Below are 15642 nucleotides of genomic sequence, written 5' to 3'. Positions count from 1 at the left end.
GTCTCGGCTACGCGACACTCGAGGACTCGCGGCGTCGACGTAGCCGAAGGGGTGGCGGACCAGGATGAGTGAAGAGTCAGTCGCACAGCACTATTCGCACGGGGCGCTGGAGGAGCAGATCCTCGGTGCCCTCCTCACGATCGGCGTCGACCCCGAACACCTGGAACCCGACCAGCTCGCACCGGTCGATGAGTTCCACATCGGCGGCCGAATTGCGACCGTCGCACTGGTCGACCAGATGGATCTATACCCGGGTCTGCGGGTGCTCGACGTGGGGAGCGGACTGGGCGGCACCGCCCGCTACCTCGCCCAGAATCACCAGGTCAGGGTCACCGGAATCGACCTGACAGAAGAGTACGTGCAGGTCGCCCGGTCGCTCACTCACCGCGCCGGGCTCGCCGAGCAGGTGAGGTTCCACCAGGGCAACGCGACCGCGCTGCCCTTCGACGATCATTCGTTCGACCGCGCCTGCATGCTGCACGTGGGGATGAACATCGCGGACAAACAGACCCTGTTCGCAGAGGTCCGGCGCGTTCTCACCGAGGACGGCACCTTCGGCCTCTACGACGTCATGCGAACCGGGACAGCCGAGATCACCTACCCCGTCCCGTGGGCCTCGACACCGGCGACCAGCTTCCTCACCGAACCAGCGCACTACCGAGAACTGCTGGCGAAGGCCGGCCTGTCCGTCGCTGTCGAACGGGACCGCCGGGACTTCGGGGTCGCCTTCTTCCGCCAGCTACGAGCCAGGATCGCCGACAGCGGCCCACCGACATTGGGCCTGAACATCGTCATGGGCCAGGACGCCTCGGCCAAGGTCGCCATCATGATCGACAATCTCGAGCGGGCGTCCATCGCGCCGACCGAGATGATCTGCCAGCCGGCCTGAACCATGCCGGCCGACCCGCGCGAGGGCGCGGTCTCCGCCCCCGCGGGTGATCCGTTCGCCGCGCCTCTCGTTCACACTGCAGCACCGTGACCGGCGCCGCTTGAACCTGGCAGTGCCGCCGGACTGCCAGGAGGCGCCGACGGGCGACCGGTGGGCCGGGCCGTCGCGGAATCCAGGCCTCCGCCACTTCGTCCCGCCTACGACCGGGCCATCGACAGTGGGGCGCCGACCCGGTGACCGACACGCCGGGCAGCGAGGCCAGTGCGCGATATCGCGGTGATCGACACCCGGCGAAGCGCACGTGGAGGTCGGAGGGCCTGCCACCGGCGGTGCCGCCGACGGACATCGCGAAGGTGATCGGGTCCCTGCACAGCGACGACACACGGACCAACAGCGGGGGCCCGAATTCCGGTATACGGCAGCGCCTGATCGGCCGTATCGGCACCGTTGTCCCTGTCACTTTCTGTACGAGTAGTCGTCGAGTGAATGTGGCGTGGATGACAATCGTCGCGATTCGATCGATTTCCAGCGTCGTGATCGAATCGTGATGTATGTCGCCTGACCTGCGGATTCAGCAAGTAGGGAAAGCGGCGAGCCGGGACGCGTGACGGCGGTCATGAATTGATCATGACACCCGCCGCCTCGGTTTTACGTAGCCTTGGCGACTGGTTGGCCCGTGCGGGTCGGCCGGAAATTCATCCGACCCGCTGCGCCTCACCCTGTTCCGCGGTTTCGGTCCGTAGAGAAAAAAGAGGGAACAGGGCGAGAAGTACCGGCCGACGTCATCCCCAACGTCGGCCGGGCAGAGTTCGGCATCAGCTCCCCAAGCTGCTTTGCAATCCGATCTGTGCAGGAATCTTCTCGAGGGCGCAGATGGAGCACTCCCCATGACTTCTCGAATCTCGATCTTCTCTCGCCGTAACCTGCTGCGCGTGGGTCTCGCCGGCGCCATTGCGGTCGGAACTCCGCTCGCCGTTTCCGGCACCGCGAACGCTGCCGCCGACTCGACGTGGGACAGGCTGGCCCAGTGCGAGAGCAGCGGTAACTGGAACATCAACACCGGCAACGGGTTCTCCGGTGGCCTGCAGTTCACCCCCTCGACGTGGCAGGCCTTCGGCGGCCAGGGCGCCCCGCAGAATGCGACCCGCGAGCAGCAGATCGCCGTCGCCGAGAAGGTGCTGGCCGCGCAGGGCTGGAACGCCTGGCCGGCCTGCTCGAAGAAGCTCGGCCTGGCCTGAGGGCCGAGACTTCCGATCGCCGGGGCGGCGTCCGTCGCTCCGCCCCCGGATTCCGGAAGATCCCCGTGCGCCGTGGCGGCCGTTCGACCTCGGGCAGCGCCTGATCTCGTCGGGAAGACCGCCGCGGGCGCGGGGAAGACTCAGCCCGGATCTGTTTCACGCTCGGGGCCCGGCCGGTGAAGGCAACCGGTCGGGCCCCGCGTGCGTGGCTTCCGTTCCGAAGAGGGCGCGAGTCGTCGCGGCAGAGGCGAATGCAGGAGCGGCAACGCCCGGCCGAGTATCACGCCGTCATCGATAGCCGCTGGTGTCCGCCGGAAGGCCCGCGTCCTGGACCTCCACGATGTAGCGCCACGCATCAGGGGCGGAACCATCGATGTCCGTGACGCCGTACTCGCGCGCGAGTTCACCGCTGGACGTCGACCGGCCCGTCCAACGCGAGCGGCCCGGATCCGCCGCCAACGCGGCAAGCCCACGGCCCACGAAGCATGGGCTCTCGGCGATCGCGAAGTGCGGCTCCTTGTCAGTGGCGTCCCGCCACGTCTCTTCGGTGACGCCGTAGATGTCGAGCATCTCCTCGGAGCGCAACCATCCAGGTGTCACCGCGACCGCGGTTCCTCCGTGGTCACGCAGCTCGTGTGCCCAGCTGCGCGCGAGCCGGATCGGCGCGATCTTCGCGAGGTCGTAGTAGACGTTGAGCCGGTAGTTCTCGTCGTTGTACTCGGCGGTGCCGTCGGTGACCTCCACGACGAGCCCGCCCGGCTCGCGCACCAGAAGCGGAAAGGCATGGTGCGCCGTGACGACATGCGTGTCGATCGCGAGCCGGAGCAGGTGCAGTCCCGCGTCGAGGGAGTGCTCCCAGACGGGCTTGTGCCACTCGGCCAGCGGGCCCCCTCCGAAGATGTCGTTGACCAGGACGTCCAGGCGGCCGCGCTCGGCGTCGATGCGCGCAACCAGGTCACGCACCTGACCAGGGTCCAGATGGTCGACGACGACCGGGATGACCTCCCCTCCCAGAACCTTCGCGAGGGCGGCGGTCTCCTCGATCGTCTCGGGTCGGTCGTACTCCGAACGCTTCCCGACGGTGCTGCGTCCTGTGGCGTAGACCGTCGCCCCGGCCGCGGCGAGTTCCAGCGCGATACCCCGCCCCGCACCACGGGTGGCACCCGCGACGAGCGCGACCCGTCCGGCCAGTGGCTGCTCTCGATCAGGCATGGTCGAAGCATCTGGTGGATCCCTGACAGAACCGGTCAGGGAGCCATGAACCGGAGGCGGACGCCACCGCCCGGGGTCAGGTTCGCAGCATCTCCAGCAGCCGCTCCGCGGTGCCCGTCGACGACGCGGGGTTCTGCCCGGTGACCAATCGCCCGTCCACCTCCACGTGCGGGCCCCAGGCCTTGCTGCGGGCGTACACGGCGCCGCGGTCCGCGAGGCGGTCCTCGAGCAGGAACGGCACCACATCGGTCAGGCCGACCCCGGCTTCCTCCTCGTCGGCGAAGCCCGTGACGTGCCGGTCCGCCACGAGGTAGGACCCGTCCTGCGCGCGCACGTTGACCAGTGCCGCGGGCGCGTGGCAGACAGCGGCGATCGGCTTGTCGTCGGCGAGGAACCCCTCGAGCAGCGCGATCGAGTCGGGATTGTCGGGCAGGTCCCACATCGGGCCGTGCCCACCGGGGTAGAAGACCGTGTCGAAGTCGCCGGCGGAGACGTTCGCGAGCTTCTCCGTGTTCGCGAGCTTCGCCTGCGCCTCCTCGTCGGCCCGGAACCGCCGCGTCGCGTCCGTCTGCGAGTCGGGCTCGTCGCTGCGCGGGTCGAGCGGTGGCTGCCCGCCCTTGGGCGAGGCGAGCGTGACGTCCGCGCCGGCGTCGGAGAACACGTAGTAGGGGGCCGCGAACTCCTCGAGCCAGAACCCGGTCCTGCGCCCGGTGTCGCCGAGCTTGTCGTGTGAGGTCAGCACCATAAGGATCTTCATCTCACGTCACCATCTCCGGCCCGTCAGGGACGTCGTCGACCGACTGCTGCCGTGCGAGGTACCCCCGGTGCGAGGCCCTACGCCTGGTTTCCCCGGTAGTGCTCGGAACGGCAGAGCCGGAACGATCACCCCTCGACATCGAACATATGTTCGCTTCGAATGCTAGTCTGTGGCCTCGGTCGCGGCGCTGAGGTGGGGAAGACCCGGCGACGCGGCCGCCCACCTCCATTCGAGCCGACGACACCACTGCCTCGCCGTCGCGGTCGTGGTGCAGCGAGAGGTCAGCGTGGGTAAGGCAACCGTCCGGTTCTACGAGCTGCTGTCCAAGGACGAGCAACAGGTGCCGGACATCGACATCGAACGCCTGCTCGACATCGTGTCGAACATTCCCGACCAGGACGCCTACGTGCGGCTCGCCCGGATGGAACTGCTCGGGAGCATCCACACGCCACAAGGCGCCGGCCGGGCCCCGCAGTGCCCCATGATCACCGTTGACCGCCTCACCCGCGACGTGCGGATGAGGATCGAGCACGGCCGCCGTTATCGCGCCCTCGAGCTCGACGAGGGCGACACCATCGCCGAGCCGACCCATGTCGGCCTGTTCGAGCGGAACGTCGTCGGCATCATGAGGCAGACCGGACAGTCACCCGGGCCGGCGTCGCTGCGGGACTTCCTCAACTCCGCGGTCTTCGACGAGGAGATGACGATCCGTCCCCTCGTCGACAGCGACGCACTCCGGGCGCTCGCCGGTGTCGGCAGGCTGACCCGGATCAACCTCGAGCTCGACGCGGACACCGCGGCCGAGGTCGGCGGACCGGCCAACTTCCTCGCCGACGCCATCAGGACCTTCACGCAGAACCTCCCCGGCGTGTCGGTCGAGCTCGCCCTCAAGTTCTCCCCGAACGGCCCGGAGGACACCTCGGATCGGGCGCTCGGCGTGGTTCGGCAACTGTTCACCAGGAACGCCCTGGGCAGCGCGCAACGCGCCAACATCAAGTACCGGCGGATCGAGGACGACCGGTCCGACTCGTTCGACTTCCTCGCGCAGGCGGTGGCCCAGGAGGTCGAGGTCGAGATCGACGGCGACGGAGGAGGCCCGAGCAGCGCCCGGGCGAGCGAGGCGATCAGGGAGGCCTACGACAAGCAGTACGAGGACATCCTCAGCGCGCTCGACGGCACCCGAACCGACAGTCCCTCCGCGTAGTCTCTCCGCTGTGGCGGGGGCGATGGGAAAGCGGCTCGTCGAGTACAGGTGGCTCGACTGGCCGTTCGCCGCGCTCCTCACGAGCGGCCACGTCGCGCTCGCGTGGTCGACGGGCCGGTTCGACGTGCTCCGCACCACCGGCTTCACCAACCGGCTCAGCCTCTACACGGACATGATCGCCGTCACCGGTCTGCTGTTCGGTTTCACCGCTACGGCGCTGGCGAGCTACCTCGCCTTCTCCGGGCCGCGGATCACCCAGTTCCGGGCCTACGCCGGCGACCAGGTCCATGCTCAGTGGATGTCGGCGCTCGGTGGTCTTGCCGCCGCACTCGGCATCTTGATCCTCTGCAAGGTGTTCGACCGCGACGGCACCTCGGCCGCCGGCATGCGGTGGATCGCAGAGGGAACGCTGTTCTTCGCGTCCGGCCGCCTGATCCGTCTGATCTGGGTGTTTCGGCAGCTCATCGGCATCGCCACCAAGCCCGTCGCGGAGCGCGGCAAGCGCAGCGAGCCCGTCGCGTTGAAGGACCCTCCGCTGGTCGCGCAGATACAGGGCTAGCCCGGCGCTGATCGGCCGGGCCCGGAGCCGACACAGCTCTCACCCCGATCGGCGATCGCGGGACCGGCTGACGTAGGCCCGGCGAGGACTCGTGGTCGAATGGAGCCATGGGGGACAAGCGCGTGCGGGCCGAACCCGAGCAGCTGCCGGCGCCGGCGGCTCTGTTGGCCGCGCCCGGGTACGTCGCCCGGCGGCTGCACCACGCCTACACCGCCGCCTGGGTGCGCTACGTCGACCCGCTCCTGACCGGCCCGCAGTTCGCCGTGCTCACCGCGGTCGACGCGTACCCCGGGGTCGAGCAGGGGTCGCTGGCCCGGGCCGTCGCCCTCGACCGGTCGACGATGGCCAGCATCGTGCGACGACTCGAGGACCGGGGGCTCATCGTCCGCGTGACCCCGCCGGAGGACGGCCGCAAGCGGTTGCTGCACCTCACCGACGAGGGCACCCTCTCGCTGCGCGAGGCCGACAAGCGCGCCCGCGACCTCGACGAGCTCCTCATGCGCGACATCGGCAGGTCCGCCGAGGCAGCACTCCTGACCAGGCTCAACGGCATCGCGCAGCATTGGGAGTCCCTCGTCGACGACTGACCCACCCCCTCCCCCGCGAGTCGGCGCTCCTGGTCGTCCGAACCGCACGCCTCGGTCTACCGGGATGTGCCACTCGGTCGACCAGGACTGCCGACTCGCGGGTTTCTGACGCGTTACAGGTTGCCGGACCCCTTGCGTTCCAGGATCGTCAGTGTTCGGATTATCTCCGACGGGCGGTGCGGTGCGAGCCCTGAGCTGCCGGATCCCGGCGACCTCACCGTCCAGTGTGGATCAACCTTGGGAGGGCACGTGGCCAGCCAGTCGTTCACCGTCACCGTCGTCGGTGGTGGGCTCGGAGGTCTCACCACCGCACTCGCGCTGCGGCGGCGGGGGCTGCGCACCGTCGTCCTCGAGCAGGCGAACCAGCTCGGCGAGGTCGGCGCGGGCATCCAGACCGCCCCGAACGCGAGCCGGATCCTCTTCGGCCTCGGCCTGCGCAGGCAGATGGAGGCGATCCGCACCGAGCCGACCGACCAGGTCCGGCGCCGCTGGCAGGACGGCAGCATCATCGCGTCGCTCCCGCTGGCCGACCGGGTGAAGCGCGAGTACGGCGCCCCGTACTGGCACTACCATCGCGCCGACCTGCACAAGGTCCTGCTCGACGCCTGCACCGACCCGGACGGTCCCGGCCCGGTCACCGAGGTGCACACCGCCTCCGGCGTCGCCGAGATCGATCGCACCGACCCCACCCGGCCGGTCGCGATCACGGCGGACGGCCGCCGGTTCACCGGCGACGTCCTGATCGGTGCCGACGGGATCCGGTCGAGGGTCCGCGACGCCGCCGGCTTCGACGACACGCTCGTCTTCTCCGGGGAAATGTGCTACCGCGCACTGATCCCCGGCGACAAGATCGCCGCCGACCCCGCGACCCGCTTCCTGCTCGACCGCTTCCACTCCACGCTCTGGTACGGGCCGGACCGGCACCTCGTGCATTACCTCATCCGCGGCGGGGAATACCTCAACGTGGTCGCGGTCGTGCCGAACACGCTGGACACCACCGACGCCTGGACCGTCCCCGCCACCGCCGACGAGCTCGTCGACGCCTTCCCCGGCTGGGACGACCGGGTGGCGTCGATGCTCTCCAAGGCCGAGGGCGACGCGTCGAAGTGGGCGCTGTTCCGCCGCCGCCGCGACCCGGTCTGGATCGACGGCCGGGTGGCCCTGCTCGGCGACGCCTGTCACGCGATGCTCCCCTACCAGGCCCAGGGCGCCTCCCAGGCCATGGAGGACGCCGCGGTCCTGGCCGAGGAGCTCGGCGCCGTGACCCGTGACGGCATCGACGGCGCGCTGATCCGGTACGTCTCCCGGCGGGCGACCCACGCCGGGATGGTCCAGGACGCGTCGCTCGAGAACATGCGCTTCTACCACCTGCCCGACGGCCCGGAGCAGCAGGAACGCGATGCGCTCCTCCGTGATTTCCGAGGCGAGTCCGACGTCTCCTACGACTGGCTCTGGGGCGGTTCGCCACTGAACGACCCGGACACCGAGTCCCACTCCTACCCGTTCGCACGCTGAGTCGAGAACCGGAGCAGATCATGCGTACAGGCGACCAGGTCGTCCAGGACCTCCCGTGGAAGTGGGGGGTGCAGGGCCGGATCTTCGTCATCGGCGGTCTCGGGTACATGTTCGACGCCTGGGACGTCTCCCTGAACGGCTTCCTCACCCCACTGCTCGGCACCGAGTTCGGGCTCGGCACCGGCCAGCGCGGCCTCGTCGCGACGGCCAACCTGATCGGCATGGCGGTCGGTGCGATCGCCTGGGGCACCATCGCGGACCGGATGGGCCGCAAGAAGGCCTTCTCGATCACCCTGATGATCTTCGCGCTGTTCTCCGTGCTGGGCGCGCTGTCGCCGAGCTGGGAGGTCTTCCTGGTGCTCCGCTTCCTGGCCGGCGTCGGCCTGGGCGGCTGCATCCCGGTGGACTACGCGATCGTCAGCGAGTTCTCGCCGCGCAAGCAGCGCGGGCGGGTGCTCGCCGCGATGGACGGCTGGTGGCCGATCGGCACCACGCTCGCCGGCGTCACCGCCACGTTCCTCGTGCCGGTCACCGGCAACTGGCGCTGGATGCTCGCACTGATGGTGCTGCCCGCGATCCTGCTGGTCTGGATCCGCCGCGGCGTGCCGGAATCGCCGATCTACCTGGCCCGCACCGGGCGCGAGGCCGAGGCCCGGGCCGTCATCGACGACATGGTGGCGCGGACCGGCGCCACGCCCGAGCCCTACGAGATCCCGGCCGTGGTGCCGGAGGCCACCGCGTCGCGGAAGAAGGGCCTGGCAGCCGCCGTCGACCAGCTCCGGCTGGTCTGGGCGTTCAACCCGAAGGTCACCGGCGTGGCCTGGGCGCTGTTCATCTCCGTGATGGTCGTCTACTACGCCGCCCTGTCCTGGATGCCGTCCATCCTGCGGGCGCAGGGCATGGGCGAGGTCGCCGCGTTCGGCTCCACGACCGTGATGAACGCGGTCGGCATCCTCGGCGTCATCACCTCCGTGGTGCTGGTCGAGGTCGTCGGCCGGAAGTGGGTCATCGGCGTCGCGGCCCCGCTCGCCGCCCTGTCCCTGCTGGTCTTCTCCCTGGTCCTGGGCTCGCCGACGGCGGCCATCGTGATGATCGCGGTCTTCGGGTTCTTCGCCCTCGTGGTGATCCCGGTGATGTACGCCTACGTCTCGGAGCTCTACCCGACCGAACTGCGCGCCAGCGGGTTCGGCTGGGCCTCGTCGATGAGCCGCGCGGTCACCGGCTTCGTACCGCTGATCTTCGGCAGCCTGCTCTGGCCGGTCCTGGGCCTGCCGCTGACGTTCGCCCTGATGGGCGTGGTCGTGCTCGGTGCGGTGCTCTACATGGCGCTGGCCGCGCCGGAGACCAAGGGCCGCGAGCTCGACCGGATCGTCGGGTCCGAGGACGTCACGGGCGCCGAGGCGCCCACCACCCAGCCGGCCCGCTCCGCGTGAAGCCCGCCGCCTTCACCTACCACCGCGCCCGCACCACGGCGGGCGCGGTAGGGCTCCTCACCGAGCTGGGCGACGACGCCAAGGTCATCGCGGGTGGCCAGAGCCTGGTCGCGATGATGAACTTCCGGCTCGCCCGGCCCGAGCACCTGGTCGACATCACGCACGTCGAGGGGCTCGCCGGGATCCGCCGCGACGGCGACTCGCTGCGCCTCGGGGCGCTGACCACGCACCGCGCGGTCGAGAAGGCGGACCTCGGGGACTTCGCGGTGCTGTCCCGCGCGATGCGGTGGGTGGGCCACCTGCCCATCCGCACCCGCGGGACGGTCGGCGGGAGCATCGCCCACGCCGACGCGGCGGCCGAGTGGTGCCTGCTCGCCGTCCTGCTCGACGCCCGGATCCGCGCGGAAGGACCGTCGGGGGTCCGCGAGATCCGGGCGGTCGACTTCTTCCGGGGCCCGTTCACCACGGCCCTGCAGCCCGACGAGCTGATCGTCGAGGTCGTGTTCCCGCGGCCCGCCCCCCGGGCGGCGCTGACGGAGTACGCGGACCGGCGCGGGGACTTCGCGCTGGTCGCCGCGGCCGTCGACCTCGACGCCGACCGGGTCGTGCTCGGCGGGGTCGCCCCCACCCCTGTGCTGGTCGAGCGGGCCGGGACCGCCGAGGAGATCGCCGGCGCGCTCGAGCTGCGCGACGAGCCGGGAATCAGCGCGCACTACCGCCGCGGCCTGGTCCGCACGCTGGTCCAGCGGGCACGAAAGGAAGCTTCCCGTGGCTGAGCCACCCCAGAGAAGTCCACACCTCCGGCGCGACGGCGCCTGGGTCGGCGCCTCGGTCCCGCGCCGCGAGGACCCGCGGTTACTGGCCGGCCGCGGACGGTTCGTCGACGACATCGTCCTTCCCGGGATGCTGCACGCCCAGTTCGTCCGCAGCACCGAGGCGCACGCGGAGATCCTGTCCGTCGACCTCTCCGAGGTCCGGGCCGTGCCGGGCGTGGTGGCCGCCTACAGCGCCGCCGACCTGAACCTGCGCGGCGTCACCGCGCTGCTCGACCGCCCGCCGCACGAGTTCGTGCCCACCGCGATGCCGGTGCTGGCTCATGACCGGGCGCGCTACGTCGGCGAGCCGGTGGCGATCGTCGTCGCCCGCGATCCCTACGCCGTGGAGGACGGGGTCGAGGCCGCGATCGTCGAGTACGCGCCGCTGCAGCCCGTCGTCTCCGACACCGCGGCGCTCGCCGAGGGCGCTCCCCTGGTGCACGCCGAGGCCCCCCGGAACACGCTGGTCGACGTCTCGCTCTTCGCCACCGAGGGAATCGACGCGATCTTCGACGAGGCGCACACGGTCGTCGAGGTGCACACCAAGACCGGCCGGCAGAACGCTCTCCCGCTGGAGACCCGCGGCGTCGTCGCCGACTGGGACGACCGGGACGAGCAGCTGCGCGTACAGACCTGCTCCCAGGTCCCGCACCAGGTCCGGACCGTGCTGGCGCGGTGCGTGGGCCTGGACGAGAAGCAGGTCCGGGTCATCGTGCCGGACATGGGCGGCGGGTTCGGGCAGAAGTGCGTGGTCGGGCGCGAGGAGATCGCCGCCGCGGCCGCCGCGCTCCGGCTCCGCAGGCCGGTCAAGTGGATCGAGGACCGGCGCGACGCCCTGACCGCGGCCTTCCTCGCCCGCGAGCAGCGCTACGCCGTGCGGGCCGCCTTCTCCGCCGAGGGGGAGATCCTGGCGCTCGACGCCGACGTCGTCTGCGACATGGGCGCCTACTCCTGCTACCCGTTCACGGCCGGGATCGAGCCGCTGATGGCGTCCGCCGAGATGCCGGGCGTCTACAAGATCCCCGCGTACCGGGTGCGCGGGCGGGCCGTCACCACGAACAAGGCGCCGACCGCGCCGTACCGCGGTGTGAGCCGGCCGCAGTACGTGATGGTCGTCGAGCGGGTCTTCGAGAAGGCCGCCCGCGCGCTCGGGCTGGACGCGGTGGAGCTGCGGCGCCGCAACGTGATCACCGTGTTCCCGTACAAGGGCGTCAACGACATCACCTACGACCCGGGGTCCTACCTGGAGTCGCTCGACCTGTGCGAACAGACCCTGCGCGACGAGGGTTGGTTCTCTCGTCGCTCGGACGAGAACCGGGTGATCGGCATCGGCTTCTCCTGCTTCTCGGAGCGCACCGGCTACGGCTCGGGGGCGTTCGCGCAGCGGAGGATGGAGGTCGTGCCCGGCTTCGACATCTCCGAGATCCGGATGGACCTGAACGGGACGGTCTCGGTCACCACCGGCACCCTCTCCCACGGGCAGAGCCACGAGACGACGATGGCGCAGATCGTGGCGGACCGGCTGGGGATCCCGTACGACCGGGTCAAGATCGTGCAGGGCGACACCGATCGGATCACCTACGGCTGGGGCTCGTTCGCCTCACGCTCGATCACCATCGGCGGCAGCGCGGTGGCGGCCGCATCGGTCAAGCTCGGCGACCAGCTGCGCGAGATCGCGGCGCACCTGCTCGAGGCCGACGTCGACTCGGCCGAGCTCGACGGGGCGGGCGGCGTCCGCGTCGGGGACCGGTCGCTGTCCTTCGCGGAGATCGCCGACGTCGCCTACCTGAAGGCGCACCTGCTACCCAAGGGCGTCGGGCCGGGCCTGTCGGCCACGGCGAGCTTCGACGTCGGCGGCGACGGGACGTTCTCCAACGCCACCCACGGCGTGGTCGTCGAGCTGGACCCGGGCACGGGTGGGATCGAGATCCTGCGGTACGTCTGCGTCGAGGACTGCGGCGTGGCGATCCACCCGCAGGTCGTCGAGGGGCAGGCCCGCGGCGGGATCGCGCAGGGCATCGCCGGGGCGCTGTTCGAGCAGGTCACCTACGACGACGCCGGCCAGCCGCTCGCGCCGAGCTTCATGGAGTACAAGGTCCCGACGGCCGCGGAGATCCCGGACGTACGGATCGAGCACCTCGAGACGCCCTGCGCGTTCACCGAGAGCGGCGCCAAGGGCGCCGGCGAGGGCGGCACGATCGGGGCGCCCGCCGCAGTCCTCAACGCGGTGAACGACGCGTTGCGGCACACCGGGGTCGAGCTCGACGACACCCCGGTCCCGCGGGAAGCGATCTTCAGGGCATTGGAGAAGGCATGATCCAGCTGATCGAGCTGACCGTGAACGGCGAGCGGCACGATCTCGCGATCGAGCCCCGCCGCACGCTCGTCGACGTGCTGCGCCACGACCTGGGCCTGACCGGCACGCACGTCGGGTGCGAGCACGGGATCTGCGGCGCCTGCACCGTGCTCGTCGACGGCGCGCCGGCCCGGGCCTGCCTGCTGTTCGCCGCGCAGGTCGAGGGGGCCGAGATCCGGACCGTGGAGTCGCTCGCGGAGCCGGACGGGACGTTGAACGACCTCCAGCGGTGCTTCTCCGAGCACCACGGCCTGCAGTGCGGGTTCTGCACGCCCGGGATGCTCATGCTCGCCGAGGGCTACCTCGCCGAGGAGCCGGAGGCCACGAAGGAGGAGATCCGCGAGGTCGTGGCCTCGAACCTGTGCCGGTGCACCGGATACCAGACCATCGTCGAGGCGATCGACGACTGCGCCTCGCGCCGGCGCGCCGCCTTCCAGGACCAGCTCGACAGGAGCACCGCATGAGCCTCCACGGATCCGAGACCGACGCGACCTACGACCGGGCGGGCTTCGGCTCGCCGGTCCGGCGCGGGGAGCGCCCGGCCATCGTGGTCGTCGACCTGACGAAGGGGTTCACCGACCCCGCCTACCCGACCGGTGCGGACCTGACCGAGGTCGTCGCGGCGACGTCGCAGCTGGTCGCGGCCGCGGGCCCGGCCGGCGTGCCGGTCGTCTACACGACGATCGGGTACACCCCCGCCGAGCTGGACACCGTGGTCTGGCTGGACAAGGCACCCGGGATGCGGGCGCTCGCGATCGGGTCCGAGGCCGTCGAGATCGACGACCGGCTGCCGTTCACCGACGCCGACCACCTGATCGTGAAGAAGGGCGCCTCGGGGTTCTTCGGGACCGGGCTGGCTTCGCTGCTCGCGTCGACGGGGGCGGACACGGTGATCGTCTGCGGGGCCACCACCAGCGGGTGCGTGCGCGCCACCGTGGTCGACGCGCTGCAGTGCGGCTATCCCGTGCTCGTCCCGCGGGAGTGCGTGGGCGACCGGGCCGACGGGCCGGCCGAGGCGAACCTGTTCGACATCCAGGCCAAGTACGGCGACGTCGTCTCGCTCGACGACGCCCTCGCCTACGTGGGGGGCGTCAAATGAGCGCCCGCTGCGTCCGGCAGGACGCGCTCGCCGACCTGGCCGACATCCCCGCCACATCGCGGTGGGTGCGGAACGGGGACGTGCGCCTGCACTTCCTCGACTACGGCGGCTCCGGCGTGCCGCTGGTCGTCCTGCCCGGGATCACCAGCCCGGCGATCACGATGGACTTCGTGGCCCGCGAGCTGCGGGACCTGGTGCGGCCGATCGTCGTCGACGTCCGAGGGCGGGGGCTGTCGGACTCCGGGCCGTCGTACAGCCTGGCGGACTACGCCTCCGACACGTTCGCAATTCTCGACGGGCTCCCCGGGATCGGCACGGACCCGCTCCTGCTCGGACACTCGATGGGCGCTCGGATAGCCGCGGTCACCGCGACGATGCGGCCGCTGCGGGGCACGGTCCTGGTGGACCCGCCGATGAGCGGGTCCGGCCGCGGGCCGTACCCGACCACGCTGGCGGCCTTCCTCGGCCAGCTCGACGAGGCCCGGCGCGGGACGGACGCGGACGAGGTCGCGCAGGCCTGGCCGCGCTGGCCGCGGCGCGAACAGGAGCTGCGGGCGCGCTGGCTCTCGAGCTGCGATCCCGAGGCGATCCGGGCCACCCACGAGGGCTTCGAGACCGAGGACTTCTTCGACACCTGGCCGTCGGTCCCGGCACCGGCGACGCTGCTGTACGGCGCCGACTCCCCCGTCGTCACGGCGGAAGGCGCCGAGGAGGCGGCCAAGGCCAACCCCGGCGCGTCGATGACCGAGATCCCCGACGCCGGTCACATGGTGTTCTGGGACAACCCGCCCGCAGCCCTGTCGCTGCTCCGGAAGTCCCTCGGCGCCATGACCTGACTCGCGAGTCGGGGTCCGGCATCCGGCGAGCCGGGGTCCCGTCGCCCTAGCCCCAGTGAACTCGGGCGTCGCGCGCCACTGGTCGAGCCGGACGACCACGGAGAAGACGTCGTAGAGCACCTCGGGCTCGCCGACGTCGAGGCCGAGCGCGCGGCCGGCGTCCGCGGCCGCCGGATCCGGGCGGTCAGGTCGTCGTCGCTGAGCATCCGGACATCGTGCCCGGAAGGTTCTCCGATGCCCGGTCCGGCCCCGGTCAGCCGGCGAGCAGCCGTCCCGCGTTCGGGACGATCGGCGGGAGGCCCAGCTCCTGCAGGATCCGGTAGGTCGTGGCGGTGGCCGCGGAGAGCACCGGGATGCCCACCTCTTCCTCGACCGGCTGGATCGACGGCAGCGAGGGCATCTGCACGCACGCGCTGAGCACCAGGGCATCGGCGCGGGAGAGGTCCAGCTGCTGGTAGTGCTTGCGCAGGTCGGCGGGGTCGAGCCGGGCGACGGCGAGGTTGTCCGGCACCTCCAGCGACAGCGAGTCCACGACCTCGACGCCGGCGTCGGTCAGGTACTCGATCACCGCCTGGGTCAGGGGCTTCATGTACGGCGTGATGATCGCGACGCGCTCGGCGCCCAGCGCGGCGATGCCGTCGAGCAGGGCACCCGCGGAGGAGATCACGGGCGCCTGCGCGCCCTCCGCCCGCAGCGCCGCGGTGATCGCGTCCTCGGCGGTGCAGTGGTAGCCGGGGCCCTGGGCCATGATCGCCACCAGGCAGGCCGTGGCGACGACGTCCGGGCGGGCGTCGGCCAGCTCGGTCGCTGCCCGCTCGGCCTGCGCGTTCATCGCACGCAGCTGCTCCGGGGTCACGTGCTGCATCCGGGCCCGCGCGGCGTGGAACACGAACCGGTTCTCCGGATCGGCCTCCTCGCGGGAGCGCAGCATGCGGGGGAGCTCGGTCTCCATCGTGAGGTTGGAGCTCGGCACGATCATGCCGATGTGATGGTCGTGCATCAGCGCTTCTCCACGGGCTTCATCTCGGGGACGGTGAGCTCGCCGGCGTCGACGATCAGCTCGTCGTCGAGGTAGAGGCTGTTCCCGCGCATCGGGATGTCGAAGTGACACGCGGTGTCGTTCGGCCCACCCAGCTCGTTGT

At 70.9% G+C, this 15642-nt stretch carries 15 protein-coding genes and 1 pseudogene; 12 read left to right on the top strand and 4 right to left on the bottom strand.

Going from position 1 to position 15642, the window contains the following annotated elements; genetic code table 11:
• Positions 1–64 precede the first annotated feature (64 nt).
• Entirely contained in the window at positions 65–889 is an 825-nt protein-coding gene (locus JWP64_RS15295; RefSeq protein ID WP_297496956.1) for a class I SAM-dependent methyltransferase, read from the top strand.
• An 887-nt stretch (positions 890–1776) separates the two neighbouring features.
• On the top strand, positions 1777–2127 hold the full coding sequence (locus JWP64_RS15290; RefSeq protein WP_297496953.1) for a transglycosylase family protein: 351 nt from the start codon (positions 1777–1779) through the stop codon (positions 2125–2127).
• Between the two features lie 288 nt (positions 2128–2415).
• On the opposite strand, the gene JWP64_RS15285 is transcribed toward JWP64_RS15290, so the two are convergent.
• The gene (locus JWP64_RS15285) at positions 2416–3339 is read right to left on the bottom strand and encodes an SDR family oxidoreductase (RefSeq protein WP_297496951.1); all 924 of its coding nucleotides are present in this window, start codon (positions 3337–3339) and stop codon (positions 2416–2418) included.
• A gap of 76 nt (positions 3340–3415) precedes the next feature.
• Positions 3416–4096: a type 1 glutamine amidotransferase domain-containing protein gene (locus JWP64_RS15280; protein ID WP_297496948.1), complete on the bottom strand. Its 681-nt coding sequence runs from the start codon at positions 4094–4096 to the stop codon at positions 3416–3418.
• 286 nt (positions 4097–4382) lie between these two features.
• Between JWP64_RS15280 and JWP64_RS15275 the strand changes: the two genes are divergently transcribed.
• The 10 genes from JWP64_RS15275 (at position 4383) to JWP64_RS15230 (ending at position 14500) form a co-directional block, all read left to right on the top strand.
• Positions 4383–5300, top strand: coding sequence for a hypothetical protein (locus JWP64_RS15275; RefSeq protein WP_297496946.1), 918 nt, complete (start codon positions 4383–4385; stop codon positions 5298–5300).
• A 10-nt stretch (positions 5301–5310) separates the two neighbouring features.
• Positions 5311–5859 (top strand): hypothetical protein, encoded by a 549-nt coding sequence (locus JWP64_RS15270; protein ID WP_297496943.1) that lies wholly within the window; start codon positions 5311–5313, stop codon positions 5857–5859.
• 107 nt (positions 5860–5966) lie between these two features.
• Entirely contained in the window at positions 5967–6446 is a 480-nt protein-coding gene (locus JWP64_RS15265; protein ID WP_297496941.1) for a MarR family transcriptional regulator, read from the top strand.
• A 249-nt stretch (positions 6447–6695) separates the two neighbouring features.
• The gene (locus JWP64_RS15260; RefSeq protein WP_297496938.1) at positions 6696–7961 is read left to right on the top strand and encodes an FAD-dependent monooxygenase; all 1266 of its coding nucleotides are present in this window, start codon (positions 6696–6698) and stop codon (positions 7959–7961) included.
• Positions 7962–7981: 20 nt separating this feature from the next.
• Complete coding sequence (locus tag JWP64_RS15255) at positions 7982–9394, top strand: MFS transporter (protein WP_297496936.1); 1413 nt, start codon at positions 7982–7984, stop codon at positions 9392–9394.
• The gene (locus JWP64_RS15250) at positions 9391–10170 is read left to right on the top strand and encodes an FAD binding domain-containing protein (RefSeq protein ID WP_297496934.1); all 780 of its coding nucleotides are present in this window, start codon (positions 9391–9393) and stop codon (positions 10168–10170) included. Before JWP64_RS15255 ends, JWP64_RS15250 begins: the two co-directional genes overlap by 4 nt.
• Positions 10163–12526 carry a xanthine dehydrogenase family protein molybdopterin-binding subunit gene (locus tag JWP64_RS15245; RefSeq protein ID WP_297496932.1) on the top strand — a complete coding sequence of 788 codons (2364 nt, stop codon included), beginning with the start codon at positions 10163–10165 and terminating at the stop codon, positions 12524–12526. Before JWP64_RS15250 ends, JWP64_RS15245 begins: the two co-directional genes overlap by 8 nt.
• Entirely contained in the window at positions 12523–13029 is a 507-nt protein-coding gene (locus JWP64_RS15240) for a (2Fe-2S)-binding protein (RefSeq protein ID WP_297496929.1), read from the top strand. Before JWP64_RS15245 ends, JWP64_RS15240 begins: the two co-directional genes overlap by 4 nt.
• Positions 13026–13664 carry an isochorismatase family protein gene (locus tag JWP64_RS15235; RefSeq protein WP_297496926.1) on the top strand — a complete coding sequence of 213 codons (639 nt, stop codon included), beginning with the start codon at positions 13026–13028 and terminating at the stop codon, positions 13662–13664. The genes JWP64_RS15240 and JWP64_RS15235 overlap by 4 nt, the downstream gene beginning before the upstream one ends.
• Positions 13661–14500, top strand: coding sequence for an alpha/beta hydrolase (locus tag JWP64_RS15230; protein ID WP_297496923.1), 840 nt, complete (start codon positions 13661–13663; stop codon positions 14498–14500). Before JWP64_RS15235 ends, JWP64_RS15230 begins: the two co-directional genes overlap by 4 nt.
• A 253-nt stretch (positions 14501–14753) precedes the next feature.
• Here the strand turns inward: JWP64_RS15230 and JWP64_RS15225 are convergent, their stop codons facing one another.
• Both JWP64_RS15225 and JWP64_RS15220 read right to left on the bottom strand, forming a co-directional pair.
• Entirely contained in the window at positions 14754–15500 is a 747-nt protein-coding gene (locus tag JWP64_RS15225; protein ID WP_297496920.1) for an aspartate/glutamate racemase family protein, read from the bottom strand.
• Positions 15500–15642 (bottom strand): annotated as a pseudogene (locus tag JWP64_RS15220) (leucyl aminopeptidase); the annotation flags it as partial. The pseudogene JWP64_RS15220 and the gene JWP64_RS15225, both read right to left, overlap by 1 nt.

Source organism: Pseudonocardia sp., from assembly GCF_025465255.1.
GTDB lineage: Bacteria > Actinomycetota > Actinomycetes > Mycobacteriales > Pseudonocardiaceae > Pseudonocardia.
The sequence above is the reverse complement of the archived record's forward strand: the minus strand, read 5'-3'. Positions and strand labels throughout refer to the sequence as shown.